General features: G+C 71.9%; 20 protein-coding genes and 1 pseudogene. 10 read left to right on the forward strand and 11 right to left on the reverse strand.

Translation table 11 applies throughout. The features are described 5' to 3' along the window. Window positions 1-76: 76 nt before the first annotated feature. Entirely contained in the window at window positions 77-466 is a 390-nt protein-coding gene (locus OG900_29725; GenBank protein WUH93884.1) for a helix-turn-helix transcriptional regulator, read from the forward strand. Window positions 467-477: 11 nt separating this feature from the next. Here the strand turns inward: OG900_29725 and OG900_29730 are convergent, their stop codons facing one another. Further along, complete coding sequence (locus tag OG900_29730) at window positions 478-1,338, reverse strand: Fpg/Nei family DNA glycosylase (protein WUH93885.1); 861 nt, start codon at window positions 1,336-1,338, stop codon at window positions 478-480. 227 nt (window positions 1,339-1,565) lie between these two features. Then, on the reverse strand, window positions 1,566-2,975 hold the full coding sequence (gene glnA, locus OG900_29735) for a type I glutamate--ammonia ligase (protein ID WUH93886.1): 1,410 nt from the start codon (window positions 2,973-2,975) through the stop codon (window positions 1,566-1,568). 197 nt (window positions 2,976-3,172) lie between these two features. On the opposite strand from glnA, the gene OG900_29740 reads away from it, so the two are divergent. After that, on the forward strand, window positions 3,173-3,640 hold the full coding sequence (locus OG900_29740) for an RDD family protein (GenBank protein ID WUH93887.1): 468 nt from the start codon (window positions 3,173-3,175) through the stop codon (window positions 3,638-3,640). Between the two features lie 73 nt (window positions 3,641-3,713). Here OG900_29740 and OG900_29745 read toward each other — a convergent pair whose 3' ends face one another. The 4 genes from OG900_29745 to OG900_29760 form a co-directional block, all read right to left on the reverse strand. Next, window positions 3,714-3,986, reverse strand: coding sequence for a helix-turn-helix transcriptional regulator (locus OG900_29745; protein ID WUH93888.1), 273 nt, complete (start codon window positions 3,984-3,986; stop codon window positions 3,714-3,716). Between the two features lie 5 nt (window positions 3,987-3,991). After that, window positions 3,992-4,714: an ATP-binding protein gene (locus tag OG900_29750; protein WUH93889.1), complete on the reverse strand. Its 723-nt coding sequence runs from the start codon at window positions 4,712-4,714 to the stop codon at window positions 3,992-3,994. Between the two features lie 129 nt (window positions 4,715-4,843). After that, the gene (locus tag OG900_29755) at window positions 4,844-6,067 is read right to left on the reverse strand and encodes a helix-turn-helix domain-containing protein (GenBank protein ID WUH93890.1); all 1,224 of its coding nucleotides are present in this window, start codon (window positions 6,065-6,067) and stop codon (window positions 4,844-4,846) included. Next, window positions 5,995-6,507, reverse strand: coding sequence for a hypothetical protein (locus OG900_29760; protein WUH93891.1), 513 nt, complete (start codon window positions 6,505-6,507; stop codon window positions 5,995-5,997). The genes OG900_29755 and OG900_29760 overlap by 73 nt, the downstream gene beginning before the upstream one ends. Window positions 6,508-6,543: 36 nt before the next feature. On the opposite strand from OG900_29760, the pseudogene OG900_29765 reads away from it, so the two are divergent. From OG900_29765 to OG900_29775, 3 genes and pseudogenes are all read left to right on the forward strand, one after another. Beyond that, window positions 6,544-7,749: pseudogene (locus OG900_29765) on the forward strand (ISAzo13 family transposase). A gap of 197 nt (window positions 7,750-7,946) precedes the next feature. Beyond that, window positions 7,947-8,171, forward strand: a complete 225-nt coding sequence (locus tag OG900_29770; GenBank protein WUH93892.1) for a hypothetical protein — start codon at window positions 7,947-7,949, stop codon at window positions 8,169-8,171. A gap of 257 nt (window positions 8,172-8,428) precedes the next feature. Then, a complete protein-coding gene (locus OG900_29775) occupies window positions 8,429-10,468 on the forward strand; it encodes a recombinase family protein (GenBank protein WUH93893.1) in 2,040 nt (679 codons plus the stop codon). Here the strand turns inward: OG900_29775 and OG900_29780 are convergent. The 4 genes from OG900_29780 to lipB form a co-directional block, all read right to left on the reverse strand. After that, entirely contained in the window at window positions 10,380-11,063 is a 684-nt protein-coding gene (locus OG900_29780; GenBank protein WUH93894.1) for a DUF4191 domain-containing protein, read from the reverse strand. The two genes, OG900_29775 and OG900_29780, sit on opposite strands and share 89 nt — an antisense overlap. A 55-nt stretch (window positions 11,064-11,118) precedes the next feature. Further along, on the reverse strand, window positions 11,119-11,355 hold the full coding sequence (locus OG900_29785; GenBank protein ID WUH93895.1) for a hypothetical protein: 237 nt from the start codon (window positions 11,353-11,355) through the stop codon (window positions 11,119-11,121). 333 nt (window positions 11,356-11,688) lie between these two features. Next, a complete protein-coding gene (gene lipA, locus OG900_29790) occupies window positions 11,689-12,636 on the reverse strand; it encodes a lipoyl synthase (protein ID WUH93896.1) in 948 nt (315 codons plus the stop codon). A 91-nt stretch (window positions 12,637-12,727) separates the two neighbouring features. After that, window positions 12,728-13,609, reverse strand: coding sequence for a lipoyl(octanoyl) transferase LipB (gene lipB, locus OG900_29795; protein ID WUH93897.1), 882 nt, complete (start codon window positions 13,607-13,609; stop codon window positions 12,728-12,730). Here lipB and OG900_29800 point away from each other — a divergent pair. The 5 genes from OG900_29800 to OG900_29820 all read left to right on the forward strand — a co-directional run bounded on the left by OG900_29800 (window position 13,586) and on the right by OG900_29820 (window position 19,306). Continuing rightward, window positions 13,586-13,819 (forward strand): hypothetical protein, encoded by a 234-nt coding sequence (locus OG900_29800; GenBank protein WUH93898.1) that lies wholly within the window; start codon window positions 13,586-13,588, stop codon window positions 13,817-13,819. The two genes, lipB and OG900_29800, sit on opposite strands and share 24 nt — an antisense overlap. 32 nt (window positions 13,820-13,851) lie before the next feature. Next, entirely contained in the window at window positions 13,852-15,438 is a 1,587-nt protein-coding gene (locus OG900_29805; protein WUH93899.1) for a regulator, read from the forward strand. 213 nt (window positions 15,439-15,651) lie between these two features. Further along, window positions 15,652-16,644, forward strand: a complete 993-nt coding sequence (locus OG900_29810) for an AAA family ATPase (protein ID WUH93900.1) — start codon at window positions 15,652-15,654, stop codon at window positions 16,642-16,644. After that, window positions 16,632-17,798, forward strand: a complete 1,167-nt coding sequence (locus OG900_29815) for a DUF58 domain-containing protein (GenBank protein ID WUH93901.1) — start codon at window positions 16,632-16,634, stop codon at window positions 17,796-17,798. The genes OG900_29810 and OG900_29815 overlap by 13 nt, the downstream gene beginning before the upstream one ends. A 5-nt stretch (window positions 17,799-17,803) precedes the next feature. Further along, complete coding sequence (locus tag OG900_29820; GenBank protein WUH93902.1) at window positions 17,804-19,306, forward strand: transglutaminase-like domain-containing protein; 1,503 nt, start codon at window positions 17,804-17,806, stop codon at window positions 19,304-19,306. Here OG900_29820 and OG900_29825 read toward each other — a convergent pair. Next, window positions 19,281-20,051 (reverse strand): hypothetical protein, encoded by a 771-nt coding sequence (locus OG900_29825; GenBank protein WUH93903.1) that lies wholly within the window; start codon window positions 20,049-20,051, stop codon window positions 19,281-19,283. The genes OG900_29820 and OG900_29825 overlap by 26 nt on opposite strands. Window positions 20,052-20,105 lie beyond the last annotated feature (54 nt).

Raw genomic sequence — 20,105 nt, forward strand, 5'->3', positions numbered from 1 at the left:
GATCGCGGGCAAATCCGCGCATTCCGCCCGCCTGCCGCGTCCCCCCGGCTGCCGCCGCCCGCAATAGGCTGGGGCCATGCAGTCGTACACCATCGGCCAGGCCGCCCGCCTGCTCGGCGTCAGCCCGGACACCGCCCGCCGCTGGGCCGACGCGGGCCGGGTCGCCACCCACCGCGACGACGCGGGCCGCCGGCTGATCGAGGGCCGCGACCTGGCCGCCTTCGCCGTCGAGATCGCCCACACCGACGACGCGGAGGCCTCGACTACATCGGTGCGCAACGCCTTCCCGGGCATCGTGACCGCCGTCAAACTCGGCGACGTCGCCGCCCAGGTCGAGATCCAGGCCGGCCCGCACCGGCTGGTCTCGCTGGTCACCCGCGAGGCCGTCGAGGAGTTGGGCCTGGAGGTCGGCGCGGAGGCCGTCGCCCGGGTGAAGTCCACCAGCGTGCACATCGACCGCGTCTGACGCCCCCGCGACTACTTGAGCAGCCGCGACATCCGCCGGTCCGCCAGCGGCTTGCCGCCGGTCTGGCAGGTCGGGCAGTACTGCAGCGACGAGTCCCGATAGGACACCTCGCGGATGGTGTCCCCGCACACCGGGCACGGCTCGCCCCTGCGCCCGTGCACCCGCAGCCCGCTCTTCTTCTCCGCCTTCAGATCGCGCAAGGGCAGCCCTCGCGACCGCTCGACGGCGTCGGCCAGCGTCCTGCCCAGCACCTCGTACAGCCGCGCCACCTCGTCGGGCGTCATCGCCGCCGCCAGCTTGAAGGGCGACATCTTCGCCGCGTGCAGGATCTCGTCGGAGTACGCGTTGCCGATGCCCGCGATCACGCTCTGGTCCCGCAGCACCCCCTTGACCTGCCGCCGCTCACCGCGCAGCAGCCCCGCGAAGACCTCCTCCGTGAAGTCCGCGTCCAGCGGATCGGGCCCGAGCCGCGCGATCCCCGGCACCTCCCGCGGGTCCCGGACGACATAGACGGCCAGGTGCTTCTGCGACCCGGCCTCCGTCACGTCGAAGCCGCCCCCGCCCGCCATCCGCACCCGCAGCGCCAGCGGCCCCTTCCCGCCCTTCGGCGCCCCCTCGGCCATCTCGTCGTGCCACCGCACCCACCCCGCCCTGGCCAGGTGCATCACCAGATACAGCCCCTCGGCCTCCACCCCCAGGAACTTCCCGTACCGCCCCACCCCGCCGACCCGCCGCCCCTCCAGCTCCCCGACCCCCGGCTCGTACGTCTTCAGCGCGTGAAACGCCACCGGATACATCCGCTCCACGGCCTCCCCGACGACCTGACCAGCAAGAAACCGCACCAACGACTCGACCTCAGGCAACTCCGGCATGCCTTCAGTGTGCCCCTTTTCCACCGGTTACGTCAGCAGCGCTGCCCCGCCGAGGGCGGCCCCTTCCACCTGGTCCGGCCTCCCGACCCCCGCCCCGGGCGCGAGCCCCGCTGAAGCCGGACCGGCTCGTGCGCGAGCACAAAACCGTGGGCCGCCGCTTCCAGGACGGAAGCGGCGGCCCACGGACGGCCCAGGAGAGCGGAGAGCCGCTCTGACCTGGGGTCTTCCTAGATGTCGAAGTACAGCTCGAACTCGTGCGGGTGCGGGCGGAGCTGGATCGGGGCGATTTCGTTGGTGCGCTTGAAATCGATCCACGTCTCGATCAGGTCGGCGGTGAAGACGCCGCCGGCCTGGAGGTACTCGTTGTCGTTCTCCAGGGCGGTGAGCACGGCCGGGAGGGAGGTGGGGACCTGGGGGACGCTCGCGTGCTCCTCGGGGGCGAGCTCGTAGAGGTCCTTGTCGATCGGCTCGGCCGGCTCGATCTTGTTCTTCACGCCGTCGAGGCCCGCGAGGAGGAGCGCGGAGAAGGCGAGGTAGGGGTTCGAGGACGGGTCCGGGGCGCGGAATTCGACGCGCTTGGCCTTGGGGTTGGAGCCCGTGATCGGGATGCGCATCGCGGCGGAGCGGTTGCGCTGCGAGTAGACCAGGTTGACCGGGGCCTCGAAGCCGGGGACCAGGCGGTGGTAGGAGTTCACCGTCGGGTTGGTGAAGGCCAGCAGAGACGGGGCGTGCTTGAGGATGCCGCCGATGTAGAAGCGGGCGGTGTCGGACAGGCCCGCGTAACCCTGCTCGTCGTAGAAGAGCGGGGTGCCGCCCTGCCAGAGCGACTGGTGGACGTGCATGCCGGAGCCGTTGTCACCGAAGATCGGCTTGGGCATGAAGGTCGCGGTCTTGCCGTTGCGCCAGGCGACGTTCTTCACGATGTACTTGAAGAGCATCAGGTCGTCGGCGGCGGCAAGCAGCGTGTTGAACTTGTAGTTGATCTCGGCCTGGCCCGCGGTGCCGACCTCGTGGTGCTGGCGCTCGACCTGGAGGCCGGCCGCTTCGAGTTCGAGGCTGATCTCGGCGCGGAGGTCGGCGAAGTGGTCGACCGGCGGGGCCGGGAAGTAGCCGCCCTTGTAGCGGACCTTGTAGCCGCGGTTGTTCTCCAGCGCGCCGGTGTTCCAGGCGCCGGCCTCGGAGTCGATGTGGTAGAACGACTCGTTCGCGGAGGTCTGGAAGCGCACGTTGTCGAAGACGTAGAACTCCGCCTCCGGGCCGAAGTACGCGGTGTCCGCGATACCGGTCGACGTCAGGTACGCCTCGGCCTTCTTCGCCACGTTCCGCGGGTCGCGGCTGTACTGCTCGCCGGTGATCGGGTCGTGGATGAAGAAGTTGATGTTGAGCGTCTTGTCCCGGCGGAAGGGGTCCACGCGAGCCGTGGACAGGTCGGCGCGCAGCGCCATGTCCGACTCGTGGATGGCCTGGAAGCCGCGGATGGACGAGCCGTCGAAGGCCAGTTCCTCGGTCGGGTCGAACGACGAGACCGGGACCGTGAAGTGCTGCATCACACCGGGCAGGTCGCAGAACCGGACGTCGACGAACTTGACGCCCTCGTCCGAGATGAACTTGTTGACGTCGTCGGCGTTCTGGAACATCCAACTCCTCCTAGGCCCGGCCCCGCGGGTCGGGTTGGCGATCGAGGTGCAGCCAGTGCGGTGGCGCACACTGCCCTGACCTTAGGGATCAGGGATTTCTCCAGCATGACCCATTTGTTTCGTAGACGTTAACCGCGACGCCGCCGGCGCCGCGCCCGCCCTGTGGGGCTGGGCCGTACGGGGGTTACCGTTAACGGGTGGACAAGAGGGAAGTAATCGGATCGTGGCTGTCGGGGCCCCGCGCGGCCGCCGAGCAGATGGGCGCGGAGTTCGGCTACCGGGGTGAGGGGCTCGGTCTGCCCCAGGACGGCCCCGGGTCCATCGCGCCGGTCGGCAGGCGGATCGCCGCACTGTTCATCGACTGGGTTCTCAGTGTGTTGATCGCATACGGTCTGATCGCGCACCGTGATCTGCACCAGGCGAACAACTGGGCGCTCGTCGTCTTCGCCGTGGTGAGCGTGATCAGTCTCGGACTCGTCGGCTGCACACCGGGAAAGCTGATCATGCGCATCCGGGTCATCCAGGTGGACGGCAGCCGGCTCAGCCCGCTGGGCGCCGCACTGCGTACGCTGCTGCTGGTCCTGGTCGTCCCGGCCGTCGTCTTCGACCGCGACACCCGCGGCCTGCACGACAGGGCCGTCAAGTCCGTCCAGGTCCGTATCTGAGGCGGGTCGGAAACGGAAGCGGGAGTCCGGCGACAACGCCCTGACCTCTGCATATGATGTTGAGAGTCGGCGGTCACCCCGATGCTCTGCCGACGTCCCGCTTGCGTTCGAGGACAACGATCGGGCAGTTGAGTGCTGCGGCGATCTTCAGGAGGTTGGCGGGGGTAGCGCTGCGCCAGCCGGACTCGATCTCGCCCATCAACTGCTCCGAAATGCCGATCTTGTCGGCGAGGGCGCGTTTGGTGAGCCCGGCTTTCTCCCGTGCCCAGGTGACGGCCTCCGGCTCCTGACGGAGCCTGCTCGGGCGGGTACGGGTACGGGTACGGGTGCGGGGCGCGGGCGCCATGGCGGTCACCGGGCGGCCGTGGAGCTGAGCGTGCAGAGTGCCCAGACGCGTTTGCCGACGCCATCGCGGTCGCTGACGCCCCACTGTCCGCCGGTCAGGGCATCCACCAAGGCGAGCCCCCTTCCGGTCTCCGCATCCACGGAGAGAGGCCCCAGCGGCGTGGGCCGGGCCGAGTCGGCGTCATGGACCTCGATACGCACTCCATTGGGCAGCCGCACGTACCGGGTCTCGATCAAGCTGTCATCCGGGACATCGGTGTGCCGAAGGGCGTTGGTGAACAGCTCGGACAGAACCAGTTCGGCGCTCTCCGCCACAGAGTCCAGATCCCACGCTGCCAGAACCCGGAGCAGATCGTGCCGGACCTGCCCGACGAGCCGGGCGTCGTACGGCCACCGCCCTACATGGGGCGACCCCGCCGCCCCGGACAGGGCGGTGCCCTGCGCCTGCCGGCTGCGGATCACTCGCAGTACGTCGCCCAGCGCCTCGTGCAGCCGCCGCGCGGCGAAGCGCACCGCGCCCAGCTCGGACGCCGGATCGTCCAGCACGACCGGCGCCAGACCCCACACCGACCGGGCCGACTCGAGCTGAGCGGCCTCTATCTCGTCGGCGAGCTGGGACAGGATCCCGGCGTCGCCGAGAAGCAGCGCGGGCCGCCCCTCGGGGCCATCCCATGGCAGGAGACGTAAAGTCGCGGACCCGGCGATGGCGTGGTCGGCGTGGTTGGGCACGGCGCGGCTCCCTGAGGCGTATCCGTCAGATGCGTGACTCAACGCTACGGACGGTGACCGTGCATCAACAGGCGCGGAACGTGGACCTCTGAGACCTCGTCACTATCCAAGGTGCACGGAGCGTGGTCCCTACAGTGCGCCGAAAAACTCTGCCAGCCGCCGCTGCCGCTGAGTCATCCGTCCGCCCTGCTGCTGGACCTCGCCGAACGTCTCGGCCGCCATCCGCTGATGCCGCAGCCACTCCGGGGTCTCCGCCCGCAGCTTGTCAAGGACGTCCAACGCCTCGGACCGCTGCCGCAACGTCGCATGAGCTGCCGCCACATCCAGTAGGTGGCGCCGCATGAACGTCGTATCCCCCGCCCCGGCGACGCGCTCGGACAGGCGCAGCACCATGTCCGGGCGGTCCGCCACGAGGTGGTTCTCAATGCCCTGGAACGCCACCGTGCGCCAGTCGAACTTGCCCCACGACGACTCGGCTACCGCAGTCCCCCCGGCGAGCGCAGCGCCAGCGGTACGGCCCATGCGCAGCATCTCCCGCGCCTCGGCCGAACGGTTGTTGCGCGCTGCCGCAGCCGAGCCGTGCACCAGCAACTTGCCCCAGGCTCCGAGAGCCTGCCTCGACGCCCGCGAGATCCGCGGTTCAACCGCTTCCGCCGTGGCGACGCTGACCTGCTCCGCCTCATCGAGGCGACCCTGCCTCATGAGGAGCCAGCCCTGCTGGTACATAGCGGCCGCCACCGCGTCGAGGGCGCCGATGGCCAGGGCGTCGGTGATGGCGTCCCGTAGCGCGATGTGCGCGAGGTCGTAAGCGCGGACCTGGGTGAGGTACCGGCCCGCCATCTGGAGGACGTCGGAGCGAATCCGCAGGGCGCTGGTGTGCTGGGGACCGTTGTCGAAATGGTCCACGGTGGCGTGCGCCGAATGCACCAACGGCGGCAGCAGCTCGGCGACGGTGGCGTAGTCGTCCTGGTGGTATGCCTGCGCGATGGTGCGGGCCGTCGCTGTGAGGCTGCCGAGGTCTGGTTCGTCACCGGCGTCCGGGGCGAGGCGACTGATCGTGATGGGTGGGGTGATGGCCTGCCGGAACGGCATGAGGTCGATGTTGTCGTCATCACCGCGGCGGGTGTGGTGAGGGCCGGCCGGGTCCAGGAGCGCGGACGTTCGCACGCCCAGGGCGCGGGCGAGAACGTGATACGTGGGCAGCCGGCCGGTGCCGCCCCGCTCCAGCTTCTTGATGACCCCGATGGACAGGCCGGTGCGTTCGGCGAGCTGCTCCTGGGTCAGGCCACGGCGTAGCCGGGCGCGCTTGAGGGCGTCACCGGGAAGGGTCGGATTGTCTGCGGCGTGCGGCATGCTGGGCGCTCCGTTCTGACCTCGACACTCAGACGGTACTCGCGGCCACGGCCGTTTTGCGGCCCCTTGTCTTTGACGAGGGGCCGTTGCCTTGCGCCGCCAGATCCGGCAGAGACCAGGAAGGCAAGGTTGTCCTGCGCAGCGTTGAGCAGGGAGACGACGACCGAGGCGACGAGAGCGGCGGTGGCGGCCGCCCATACCTTCGCCTCGACCTTGAGTTTGGCGAGCAGTCCGGCCCTGGTCACGCCACCTTCGGAACCTGGAGCATGGCCCAAGAGGTCGGACCCAGGGCGGGCCTGGAGCCGCTCATGAAGAACGCGTTGCCCGGGAACGGCGTTGCCCGGGGTGTCGGACAGGTGCTCGTAGACCTTGCCGCCATAGCGGCACCAGGGGAAGAAGAGCGCCTCGTCCCGGATCGCTAAGGGCTTGCAGCGGATCATGGTGTTGCTTCCCGTCCTGGTTGTCGTTGTTGTGGTATGCGCATCCCGGACGAGACTCGTGACCAACTTGCCCTGAAGTTCGCGGTGTTGTTCCCGCATCTGGATGAGCGGCAGCGGCGGTTGCTGATGGCCGTGGAGGCGAGGGCTCTGGGCCATGGCGGCGTCCGGGCCGTCGCGCGGGCCGCGGCGATAAGCGAGACCACTGTTCGCCGGGGCGTGTTCGAGATCGAGGCCGGCGAGGCACCCTTGGGACGGGTGCGACGGCCGGGCGGGGGCCGCGAGCGGATCTCCGTCCTCGACCACGGCCTGCGCCCGGCCTTGCTGGCGCTGGTCGAGCCGGACGAGCGCGGAGACCCGATGTCCCCCCTGCGGTGGACAGTGAAGTCGACTCGCGCCCTTGCCCGGGAGCTGACCCTGGCCGGGCACAAAGTCAGTGCCGACACCGTCGCCGACTTGCTGCGGGAGGAGGGCTTCAGTCTGCAGGCAGCTGCTAAGACCCTGGAGGGCGGCCGGCATGCGGATCGTGACGCCCAGTTCCGCTACCTCAACGAGCGGGCCCGCGAGCACCGGGACGCCGGCCAACCAGTGATCAGCGTGGATGCCAAGAAGAAGGAACTCGTCGGAGACTTCAAGAACAGCGGCCGCCAGTGGCGGCCGGCCGGTGACCCGGTGCAGGTCGGCGTCCACGACGTCGCCGACCCGCAACTTGGCAAGGCCGTCCCCTACGGAATCTACGACATCGAAGCCAATACCGGCTGGGTCAACGTCGGCACCGACCACGACACCGCAGCGTTCGCCGTGGAGTCGATCCGCCGCTGGTGGCACAGCCAGGGCCAGGAAGCCTACCCGCAGGCGACGAGGCTGCTGATCACCGCCGACGCGGGCGGCTCAAACGGCTACCGGACCCGGGCATGGAAACTCCAGCTCGCCCGCCTCGCCGCCGAAACCCGTCTCACGATCACCGTGTCCCACCTCCCGCCGGGAACATCGAAGTGGAACAAGATCGAGCACCGGCTGTTCTCCCACATCACCATGAACTGGCGCGGCCGCCCGCTGACCAGCCACGAAGTCATCGTCAACAGCATCGCAGCGACCACGACCCGCACCGGACTGCGCGTGAGTGCCGCCCTGGACACCAACAGCCATCCCACCGCAGTCCAGATCAAAGACGCCGAGATGGCTGCTCTGCCACTGACCCGGCACGCCTTCCACGGCGACTGGAACTACGCCCTGCACCCCCAGCCAAGCTCCGCCATTCCGGCGGCGCTGGCCCCGCAGACCCCTGCCACCCAATGGACGAGAACCAGTTGTCCGATCCAGCGCTGACCGGAATGACCCGGCGACAACTCCGGGACCTCACACGAACGCTGGCTCCAGACGGAGACACCCGGCACGGCCGCCCACCCCGGCTCACCTTCCCCGAACAGGTCCTGGCCACCGTGCTCCATCTGAGAGTCGCCCTGGCCGCGGAACCTCTCGCCGTACTGTTCACCAGCAGCCGAACAGCCATGCACCGAACCCTCCTGAAGAACAGAAGACTCCTCAAAGCGCACGGGATCGCCATCCCGCCCACCACGACCCCACCCGCGGCCCTGGCGACCCTCCACGCCCGGGTCCTCACCCTCACCAGCGACCCCAGCAACAAGATCAAGACAACGTGTTAATGATCTGCAAGCCCTAAGAGCTGTCCCGGTTGGTGCGGGTCCCGCCCGCGTGGTCCTCGACCGAGAGCGAGCGGGAGTTCGCCGGGAGGAACTCCAAGCCCCTCGATCACCTGGGATGTGGCTCCGGTTGAAGATCCGGCGGCCATGCATACCATTTTTGGATATCTTTTTCAGGCCCCGTCGGAATCCCAACACGATCTAGGATCGGGCATGTCGGACCGTGCAGAAGCGCGGGAAGTGCGGGCCAGGGGGCCGGGATGAGCGGACTTCAGCGGGTCGTTATCGAGGTGGCTGCAAGGGCGCAGAAGACGCAACTACGCGCTGTGGACTACTTGCGGGTGTCCACCGAGGAGCAGGTCAAGGGCTACGGCATTCCGTACTCCAGCAAGCGGACCGCCAAGCACATCGTCCACAAGGGCTGGGAGCACGTCGGCACTTTCGCCGACGAAGGCGTGTCCGGGTCGTTACTCGCTCACGAGCGCGACGACCTGACGCGTCTCATGGTCCGGGCGCGACAGACGCCACGGCCCTTTGACGTGGTCGTCGTAAACGAAGAACGCGCCATCGGCCGTGCGGGCAGGGCTTTCTGGCCCTGGGTGTGGGAATTGGAGGACTTGGGCGTCTTCGTTGCCGTCGTCAAGGGCGACTATGACAACACCACGCCCGACGGGCGCAGTCGCATGCGCAAGGCTGCCGACCGTGCCCAGGACGAGCGCGAGACCATCCGCGACCGCACGCAGGGTGGCATCCAGGAGAAGGCCGAGGACGGCCGCCACCCTGGCGGTCAGGCCCGCTACGGGTACCACATCGCGGATCAGGGCCGTGTCGGCCAGAGCCGATTGGCTCTGGACATCTGCGGCGGCACCGAGCGATGCACTCGTACCGGTCCGTGCCAGACGCTGCACGAGACGACCGTGCTGCGCCGCGGGCGCCATCTTGTGATTCAGTTTCACGGGAACTGGGGCCGCGCAGTGCTCACGCTCAATGCCGAGGGGTTCGTCAGTCGATCCGGCAAACCGTGGAGTGTTGCGAATTTCCGCAACCGTTTCCTCCAGAGTCTCGATCCGAGGTACGTCTTCCGCAGCGCGGCGAACGCCACGCTGGATGCAGACGGCAGCCCCGTCTGGGGTGAGAGCGTCACGATCGACCTCGATCCCGTCTTCACTCCGGAGGAGGTCGCAGAGTTCCGCCGTGCCTGGAACCCGAAGTTCCGCGTACGGCACGTTGGCAGACGCACCTATCCGCTGACGGGGCGCATCACGAGTCTGTGCGGCTCCCACTACGTCGGCGCTTCGCCGACGACCAAGGACGTGAGTCCGCACTATGTGTGCGCTGGTAAGGCCGCCCTTCCGGGCAGCGAGGGATGCTCCTGCTCCCAGCTGGACGCCCTGGGCGTCGAAGCATGGGCCTGGGAAGCGGTGAGTGGACTACTCGGCAACGCCGACAAGCTCCACGTGCTGGCCGAGCGCCAGAAAGCGCGCACCAGTGAGGAACGCATCGACCACGCCTCGCGGCTGGCCGAGCTGGACCAGCAGGTGGCCGAGCAGCAGGACGCCATCGACACCATTATGGTGATGGGCGCCAAGAGCGCCGCACGGCGAGGGCAGCGGGGCAAAGAGGCGGAGACATCCGTTGCCCGCATGATCAAACCCTTGGAGGACGAACTGGAGGCACTGGAGGCCCAGCGCCGCGAGGTCGTTTCCTGGCAGGCCGACGCGGTCGAGGCGGCGCAGAGGACCGGAGACCTACAGGCGCTGGCCGAGATGGCCGCGCAGGGCCTCCAGGACGTGAGCGCCGAGGACCAGCGCCGCTTGTACGGCCTGCTGGAGATCACCGGCTGCCTGACCGGGCCGGTCCCGCAGATGCGGAAGGGTCTCGCCTGCTCGGTGGCGGAGTGGTTCCGCGACGCAGGCCGGCTCGTGCCGGACCTGACCAATGCGAGCTGGGCGAAGGTCGCCCCGCTCATGCCGCGAGGCGAGAAGGACCGTCCGGTCCTGGAAGCGGTCCTGACCAAGGCAGCGAGTGACGCTCGCTGGGAGGAGCTGTACGAGAAGTACGGTACGACCGCGCTGCGGACCTACTGGCGCCGCTGGAAGGCCAGCGGCCTGTGGGAGCAGATCATGGCGGCCCTCCCGGAAGAGGGCCGACCCGTTCCGCGGCGGCATCCGCTGCCGCCGATCCATCTGCACGGAGTGCTCCAGCCGGGGCTTATCCTCGCGACTGCTTCCGAAGACCACGGCCCGGCATCGGGCCCTTCGGGATCGGCATGTTGGACATCAGGTCGCCCAGCGCCTTGAGGCGGTCGTTGACCTCGGTGGTCTTCGGGCCGGTCAGCGTGCGCGGGAGGCGCAGCAGCGTCGCGCGCAGCTTCTTGAGCGGCAGCTCCCCCTCGCCGTTGCCGACGATGAAGTCGTGGACCGGCACGTCGTAGACGACCCGGGCGACCTTCCGCTTCTCGTTGGCCAGCAGGCCCTTGACCCGGTTGGGGTTGCCCTCGCCGACCAGCACCACACCGGCCTTGCCGACCGCCCGGTGGACGACGTCCTGGCTCTTGTTCATGCCCACCGCCGGCGACACCGTCCAGCCGCGGCCGATGTTCTGCAGCACGGCGGCAGCCGCGCCCGGCTTGCCCTCCAGCTGCCCGAAGGCGGCCCGCTCGGCGCGGCGGCCGAAGATCACCGCCATCGCGAGCAGCGCCAGCAGGAGTCCCAGGATTCCGGCCCAGATGGGGTGATCGATCAAGAAGCCGAGGGCGAGGATGACACCGAAGGTGACGATTCCCACAGCCGCAATGACAAGCCCGATCTTGGAGTCGGCCTGCCTGGTCATCTTGTAGGTCTGGACGATCTGTGCCAGTCGCCCAGGGTTCTCGGATGTTTCCTTCCTCGCCATGTGGCAAAGGATACGTGGCCGCCCACTCACGCGTCACCGCGGCCACCCACTGCGATCAGTCGCGTACGGCGTCTCCGCGCGCGCCTGTCAGCAGGGCGGCCATCTCGTGCTCGGCCTCCCTGCGGTCCTTGGCGCGCTGGCGGTCCGCGACCACCGACGCCCAGGCGTTGCGGCGGGCGGTCTGCTGGCCGCCGCGCAGCAGAAAGCTTTCTACGGCCCGCAGCGCCCCGGCCACCGGGGTGTGGGTGGGCAGCTGGGGATACGGACGGATGTGGACCGACTCGGACGGCATGGCGTCCCCCTCAAGGCAGCGAGCGCAAAGGCAACGAGACGAACCGGACGGGCTGAGACAGGAGAAGCGGGCAAAGCGGGCAAAGCGGGAAAGCGGAGAAACCGCGGTGCGGAGCCAGCCGTGGAACCACCTGTGGTGAGACCAGGCTCGCCACATCGTGTTACCAGCCGGTGACCACTCGGTCAATCTCACATGAAAGCCTCAGCACCGCCCGCGCACCGCCCCGCCAGGTCACTCTTCCGGGAGGGCGATACGCCCGGGTGAGGGGTCTCACACCGGGCTCGCGCCGCCGTCCTCCCGAAGGGCGCGCGGCCTCCCGGGCCCACGCCGCCGTCAGACCGCCTGGCGGCGGTCGACGGCCTGCTGGAAGAGCCGGCCCGCGCGGTAGGACGAGCGGACCAGCGGCCCGGACATCACACCCGCGTAGCCGATCTCCTCGGCCTCCTCCTGCAGCTCCACGAACTCGGCCGGCTTCACCCACCGCTCCACCGGGTGGTGCCGCACCGACGGCCGCAGATACTGCGTGATCGTGATCAGCTCGCAGCCCGCGTCGTGCAGGTCCTGCAGCGCCTGGCTGATCTCCGCGCGCTCCTCGCCCATGCCCAGGATCAGGTTGGACTTGGTGACCAGGCCCGCCTCCCGCGCCCGGGTGATGACGTCGAGCGAGCGCTCGTAGCGGAAGCCGGGGCGGATGCGCTTGAAGATCCGCGGCACCGTCTCGACGTTGTGCGCCAGCACCTCGGGGCGGGTGCCGAAGACCTCGGCGAGCTGCGCGGGCTCGGCGTTGAAGTCGGGGATGAGCAGCTCGACCTTGGTCCGTCCGGCGGACCGGCCGGCGGTCATGGCGTGGATCTGCCGGACGGTCTCGGCGTAGAGCCACGCGCCGCCGTCCTCCAGGTCGTCACGCGCGACGCCGGTGATCGTGGCGTAGTTCAGGTCCATGGTGACGACGGACTCGCCGACCCGGCGCGGCTCGTCGCGGTCCAGGGCCTGCGGCTTGCCGGTGTCGATCTGGCAGAAGTCGCAGCGCCGGGTGCACTGGTCGCCGCCGATGAGGAAGGTCGCCTCGCGGTCCTCCCAGCACTCGTAGATGTTGGGACAGCCGGCCTCCTGGCACACCGTGTGCAGGCCCTCGCTTTTGACGAGCTTCTGCATCTGCGTGTACTCGGGACCCATTTTCGCCCGGGTCTTGATCCACTCGGGCTTGCGCTCGATGGGGGTCTGGCTGTTGCGGACCTCCAGGCGCAGCATCTTGCGTCCGTCGGGTGCGACTGCGGACACGACCGGCTCCTAAAGCTGAGAATGTGCCTACGGCTTGGATTCTTCGGTAAACGCCAGGGTACGCCCCGGAATTCCTAGTGCGGTGACCGCACTAGACAGCCCGGGGGAGCGGGACGGCCGCGGCGAGCACCGCGCCGAGGTGCTTCTGCACCACCGGCAGCACCTCGGCCACGCCCACGTCCCGGCCCAGTTCCTCGGACAGCGACGTGACGCCCGCGTCCCTGATGCCGCACGGCACGATCCGGTCGAACCAGGTGGTGTCGGGGTTGCAGTTCAGGGCGAAGCCGTGCATGGTCACGCCCTTGGCGACCCGGATGCCGATCGCGGCGAGCTTGCGGTCCTCGCGGCGCTGCCCGGCGTTGGAGGGGGCGTACTCGGGGCCGTTCAGCCGCGGGTCGAACTCGTCGTCGGCCAGCCGCGGGTCGAAGTCCAGCACCAGCCCGCCGGCACGTTGCGCTGTGTTTTCGCTCGCGCTCCGCCTCGACTCCGCTCCGGCCGTGTGCCCCTCCCCTGTGCCTCGGTCGGGACCCGCGACCTGCGCTGCGTCTCGGCTGCGCCGCTCGACGGGGTCGCCCAGCACCCACACCCCAGAGCGGCCCTCCACCCGGCTGGTCCGCACGCCGAACTCCGTCGCCGTCAGGATCAGCGCGTCCTCCAGCCGCCGCACATGGGCCACGACGTCGACCGGGCGGGGCAGCTTCAGGATGGGGTAGCCCACCAGCTGGCCGGGGCCGTGCCAGGTGATCTTGCCGCCGCGGTCGACGTCCACCACGGGGGTCCCGTCGAGCGGGCGCTCGCTGTCGGCCGTACGGCGGCCCGCCGTGTAGACCGGCGGGTGTTCCAGCAGCAGGCACGTGTCGGGGACCTCGTCGGCGAAACGGGCCGCGTGCACCGTGCGCTGCCTCTGCCACGCCTCCCCGTACTCCACGGCGTCAGCCCCGAAACCCAGGTGAACGAACTGCAGCTCACTCACGACGACGACTCCTCTGCTGTGCGATACGCGCCCCTGCAACTGTACGGCGGCGGCGCGCGCCGACCCGCTCAGGGCGGCGACATACCACGGTGGCTCGTCATGGTGCGGGCGGCTTACCAGGTAATGATGACTGTTGTCGCTCAATCGGACGAATATGCGGCTCTTGCGGTGAGCTGGGTGGCGCTGACCGTTACATTCGCGCCGATCTGAAGACCCCGCAGAGGAAGTGGGCCGCACCGCCGATGACGGACCGTGCCACGCAGCGAACCCCGAACGGACCCACCCCCGTCCCGGCCGCCCGGCCCGGACGCGGCCCCGCCGCACCCCCCGGCGGCCAGGAGGAACCGGGGGAGGCGGGCGCCGCCGCGGCGCCCGCCCGCACCGGCCGGCCGGACCGGCGCAACACCCGCCTCGCCGCCCTCATCGCTGAGGCCGGCTTCTCGCACGCCGGCCTCGCCCGCCGCGTCGACCGGCTCGGCCAGGAGCACGGGCTCGACCTGCGCTACGACAAGACGTCCGTGACCCGCTGGCTGCGCGGCCAGCAGCCGCGCGGCACCTCGCCCGCGCTCATCGCCGAGGTCTTCACGCAGCGGCTCGGCCGCCGGCTGTCCGCGCAGGACCTCGGCCTCGACGCGTGCGCGCCGGTCTACGCCGGGCTCGAATACGCCGCCACCCCCGGTGAGGCGGTCGACATCGTCAGCGGCCTGTGGCGCAAGGACACCGGGAACCAGGCGGAGCTGCGCAAGATCGCCTTCAGCCCGGCGGGGCTCGTCGTGCCCAGCAGGGACTGGCTGATCGGCTCGGCGGACGACACGGTCACCCGCAAGGGCGCGGTGCGGGTGCCCACGCAGATCCGCGGCACCCCGCACCCCGCGCGGGCTTTACGGCCCGCAGCGCAGGGCGCCGCCGCCCCCGCGGGCCGGGTCGGATCCGGCGACATCGCGGCGCTGCGGGCCGTCGGCGACCTCTTCCGCGCCCTTGACCACGCCTACGGCGGCGGGCACGCCCGCCAGGCGCTCATCCGCTACCTCGAACACGAGGCCGAGCCGATGCTGCGCGGCAGCTACGGGGAGGCCCAGGGCAGGCGTCTCTTCTCCTCCGTCGCCGACCTGACCCGGCTGGCCGGCTGGACGTCGTACGACATCGGCGCGCACGGCCTGGCCCAGCGCTACTTCGTCCAGTCGCTGCGGCTGGCCCAGGCGGCCGGCGACCGGGTCTACGGCGGCTACGTCCTGGTCACGATGAGCCGCCAGGCCGTCTACCTCGGTCACGGGCGCGAGGCCGTACAGCTGGCACGGGTCGCCCAGCAGGGCATCGGCACGGGGGCGCCGGCCGCCGTACAGGCCCTGATGCACGCGGCCGAGGCCCGCGGGCAAGGTGTGCTCGGCGAGACCCGGGCCTGCACGGCGGCGCTGTCCCGGGCCGAGCGCGCCTTCGCCGCGGGCCGGCCGGGGGACGAACTGCCGCCCTGGGCACGCTTCTTCGACGAGGCGCAGCTCGCGGACGAGTTCGCGCACTGCCACCGCGACCTCCAGCAGCACCGGGCGGCCGTCCAGCAGGCGGAGCGCTCGCTCCAGTTGCGCGCACCCGGCTACGCGCGCAGCCGGCTCTTCTGCCGCACCGTCCTCGCCTCGGCCCGGCTCTCCCTCGGCGAGGTCGACGCCGCCTGCGCCCTCGGGGCCGAGGTCGTCCGGCAGGCCGCGGACATGCGGTCCGCTCGGGCGGCGGAATACGCCCGCGACTTCGCCCGCCGCCTCGACCCCCACCGCGACACCGCCGCCGCCAGGGCCTTCTTCGCCCGCGCGGAGGCCGCGGAATTCGCGCTCTGACGGCCCTCCGTGGCACCCCGAGTCCCCGAGTCCCCGGCGCCGTCCGCCGGACCACCCTGCGTCCGTCGCAGTAGCGCTTCGTACCGAAGATGGGCGAGTGATCGGGTTTCCGCACCCCCGGGCGGTCACCGACGGTACGTTCGCGGTGACGGTACGGGCGTCGGCCCCGGCCGGTCGCGACCCGGCCGGGGGGCCGGGGGCCAGGGGGTGCTGATGTCCGCCACTGCTGTGGCCGGGGGCACGGACTGGGCGGGGCGGATCCGTACCGGTCTGATCGAGCCGGTGGAGCGCGCCTTCACCGGGCAGCGGGCCGCGGTGGAGATGGCCGCGGTATGCCTGCTGGCCGGCGGCCACCTGCTCGTCGAGGGCAGGCCGGGCACCGGCAAGACCACGCTGGCGCGGGCGATCGCCGCCTGCCTGGGCCCGGCGCCGGGCGTCACGGCGTGGCGGCGGGTGCAGTTCACCCCCGACCTGCTGCCCGCCGAGATCACCGGCTACGAGCAGCCACTGCTGACCGGCGGACTGAGCGACTTCCGGCAGGGGCCGCTGTTCGCGCACGTGGTCGTGGCCGACGAGATCAACCGGGCCTCGCCCCGTACGCAGTCCGCGCTGCTGGAGGCCATGGAGGAGGGCAAGGTCACCGTCGCCGACCGCACCCACCGCCTGCCCGACCCCTTCTTCGTCGTCGCCACCCAGAACCCGGTGGACCTCAACGGCACGTATCTGCTGCCCGAGGCGGAACTGGACCGGTTCATGATCCGGGTGGGCGTCGACTTCCCCGCGCGGGAGGCCGAGGTGGCGATCGCCGCGGGGCGGCTGGCCGACCCCGACGACCGCGAGGGCTTCGGGGAGCCCTCGCTGCCCGCCGCCGACATCCTGTCCGCGCGCGCCGCCGTCGCCGCCGTGACCGCCACCGACACCCTCGTCGGCTACGCCGTCGACCTCGCCGAGGCGACCCGCGGGAGCGGTGCCCTCACCCACGGCGTCAGCGTCAGGGCCACCCGCGCCCTGGTGGCCGCGGCCCGCGCCCGCGCCTTCCTCGACGGCCGCGGGCATGCCGACGCCAAGGACGTACAGCAGCTGGCCGTGGCGGTGCTGGCCCACCGGGTGGAGCCCTCGGGCGCCGCGACGGGTGACCCGGCGGCGGTGATCACCGAGCTGCTGGCCCGCGTGACCGCCCCGGAGAACGCCGCATGCGCGCCCTGAAGGCCGCGGACGGCAGGCACGTGCGGCTGACGGCCGCCGGGCGGTGGGGCGGCGGTGCCGGCACCGCCGCGCTCGTGCTCGGGGCGGCCGGCGGGCTGCGCCCGCTCTTCGGCGTCGGCGCCGCCGCGGTGCTCGCCTGTGCCGCGGCATGGGCGAACGCGCGGTTCGGGCGGCGGCCCGGCGTCGCCCACGCCTCGCTGCCCGCCGCGCGATTCGTCCGGGGCGAGCGCCCGCTGCTGCACTGCGCCCCGGCGGGCCGGGCCGGGGCCGCGACACCCGCGATCCGCGGCACGCTGGACGACGTGCTGCCGGACGGCGTACGCACCCTGCCGTTTGCCGGGCGCGGCTGGACCGCGGCGGGGCCCGCCCTGCCCCGCGGAGTGTGGCGGCTCGGCCCGGCCGTCGCCGAATACCACGACCCGCTCGGCCTCGCGGTGACCCGCACCCGACCGTCACCGCCCGGCGCGCACTTCACCGTCAGCCCGCGCACCCCGGCCGCCGTGCCGTGGGTCGCCGAGGCCGCCGCCGCCCACGCCTCGGGCGCCGCGCGGCTCGACACGGACGAGGCGTTCGAGATCCACGGCATGCGCCCCTACACCCCCGGCGACGACCTGCGCCTCATCGACTGGCGCGGCACCCTGCGCACCGGCGCCTTCCACGTCCGTGAGCGGCGCGGCGGCGGCTCCGCGCCCGCCGCGGTCCTGCTGGACACCGGCGCCGAGGACGGCGAGGCCTTCGAGACGGCGGTCGACTGCGCGGCCGCCGTCGCCCTGAGCGTCCTGCGCCTCGACCGCCCGGTCGTCCTGTCCGGCCTCGGCGCCGCCCCCCGGCTGATCACCCCGGCACCCGAGGCCGCGGCGGGCCTACTCGACCTCCTCGCCCGCGTGACCCCCCACCCGGGCGCCTCCACGACCCCGCTCGCCCGCCTCGCCGCGGCCATCCCGAACGGCGCCCTCGCCGTCCTGGCCACCACCCGCGACCCCGCCCTCTGGCGCCCGGCGCTCTCCGCCCTGAGCGCCCACCGCGCCACGGTGGTCTGCCTGCACGCGGTCCCCGCGGGCCCGGGGGCCTCCGGCCCGCGCCAGTTCGCCGGCTTCCGGGTGCTGCGGGTCAGGTCGGTGGAGGACCTCGCCGGTCTGCCGGCGGGGCGGTGACGGGGATGGGGCGGGTCTGGGAGGTGCTGGCGGCCGCGACCGCGGCGGCGACGCTCGCCGGGATGCTGCTGGCCGCGCGGCGGGGCGGGCCGGTCGGGCGGTGGCGGGGGGCGGGGGTGATGGTGCTCGTCGTGGGCGTCGCGGTCGGCGGGGTGTACGTGTCGCCACCGCATCTGGCGGCGCACCGGGACGTCGTGGCACGGCAGCAGGCGGGTCCGCCGGAGACCGACCCGCTGTCCCGGCTGCCGCAGTGGACCGGCGCCCCCCGCGACCCGGTCCTGCACGCCCGGTTCACCGGGGCGCCGGGTGCGGCCGGGCGGTTGTGGCCGCTGCTCGCCTACGGGACCTACCGCGCCGCCGACGGCTGGCAGTCGTCACCGGCGCTCACCGCGCTGCCCGCGGCCGCGGGCGGCACCGGGGTCGACGTCGTGCTGGCGCACCCCGAGCGCCTGGTGCCGCACCCCTTCGGCGTACGGTCCGCGCGACCGGCCGGCACCGGCTACGACCCGCGGACCGAGGCCGTACGCACTCCCGCCGCGGGCACGGCCTACTCCCTGACCGTCGACACCGCCGCCCCTGAGCCCGCCGGGGCGCCGCTCGCCGTCGCGCCGAGCACCGGCTGCGCGGGACCCGAGCTGCGCCGGCTGGTCGGCCGGGTGCGCCCGGGACTGCCGCTCGCCGGGCAGCTGGCGGAACTGGCGCAGGTCGTCGCCGGGACGGGCAGCGCGGACGCGACCGGCCCGGTCGAGGACGGCTGCGACGGGGTGACGGCGGCGCTGCGGGAAGGGCACGGCACCAGCGACCAGTACGCGACCGCCTTCGCCCTCGCGGCCAGGATGCTCGGCGCGTCCAGCCGGGTCGTGGCGGGATTCGCGCCGCGGCGGGAGGTCCCGGCGGACGGCGGGCTCGACATCCTGGGCGGCGACGCCGTGGCCTGGCCGCAGATCGCCTACGGCGGTGGCCGCTGGGTCGACTACTGGCCGCTCCCCGGCCGCACGGCCGCCGGCGGCCGCGTCCCCTCGCCGGAACCCGCCGCCGCCACGCCGCCCGCCACCCAGCCGCCCGGCGGCGGCTCCACCTGGCAGAACCACCAGGCGCGGCTGTTCTTCCTCGCGGCCGGCGCCGTCCTGCTGCTGTCCGCGGCCGCCGCGGGCGCCGTCGTCCTGCGCGCCCGGCGGGCCGAGCGCGACAGGCGGCAGCGTGACCGGGCCCGGCGGTGGGACGAGCTGAGCCCGCGGCAGCGCATCCTCACCCTGTGGGGGCGCTCGCTGCGGGACAGCGGAATCCCCGCCTCGCCGTCGACCACCGCCCGCGACGTCGCCACGGCGACCGACCTGCCGCCGCTGCGGGAGCTGGCACAACTGGTGGACCGCACGCTCTACGCCCCCGCGCCGCCGGAGGGGACGCCGGAGGCCGAGCAGGCGGCACGGCTGGCGGCGGCGGTCCGCGCGGGAGCGGGCGCGGACCGCCGCCGCGGGGCTTTCAGCAGTCGCCGGCCTCCATGTTGACGGTGACCTCGTCGAGCTTCACGCTCCCGGACGGCGCCTTGACCGCCTGCCCCGCCTTCCACTTCGCGGCCTGCCCCGCTCCGCTCGGCGTCAGCCAGTACGTGAGGAACTGGGCCGAGCCGTATTCGTGGCAGCTGCCGTAGACCTGCAGGTCCTTGGTCCAGGTGGTGGCACCGAGATGGTGGGCGTGCCCGGGGTCGATGGGCGAGCCGCCGTACATCGGCCGGTCGGCAAGCGGGGTCCCCGCGCCGTTGGTCAGGATCCTGACGAAGACCCACAACTGGCCCTGCCCGGCGTCCTCCGGATAGCCCGTGACCTTGAGCGTGGTCAGCGGATACGGCGACTTGAGGGTATCCCCGGTGCAGGGGCTGACGAAGGCCGCCGTGAAGCCGTGCGCCTTCTTCGGCGTGGCGCACGGCTTGTCGCCGGGCGGGGGCTCGGTCGTCACCGGCGGCGTGGTGGCCGTGGGGGCGGCCGGCACGGTGGTGACCACCGGTCCGGCGGGGACGTTGGTGACGACCGGCCCGGCCGGGGGATCGCTGTGGTTGCCGGAGTCGCCGCCGTTCGCGACGAAGGTGCCGATCAGGGTGAGCAGCCCGGCGACCACGAGGCCCGCCGCGCCGATCATCGCGACCTGGATCTTGGTCCTGGGCGTATCGCCGTCGACCGCGCCGCCGCCGGCGGCGGCCGGAGGCGTGGTGCCGCCGGTCCCGTCGGAGGGCGTCGGCTCATCGTCGTCTGGCATGCGGGGTCGTCCTTTCGGCTGCGCTGCGGGAGCTGGCGGGTGGCGCGCGGGAGG

It is taken from the genome of Streptomyces sp. NBC_00433 (assembly GCA_036015235.1).
Classification (GTDB): domain Bacteria; phylum Actinomycetota; class Actinomycetes; order Streptomycetales; family Streptomycetaceae; genus Actinacidiphila.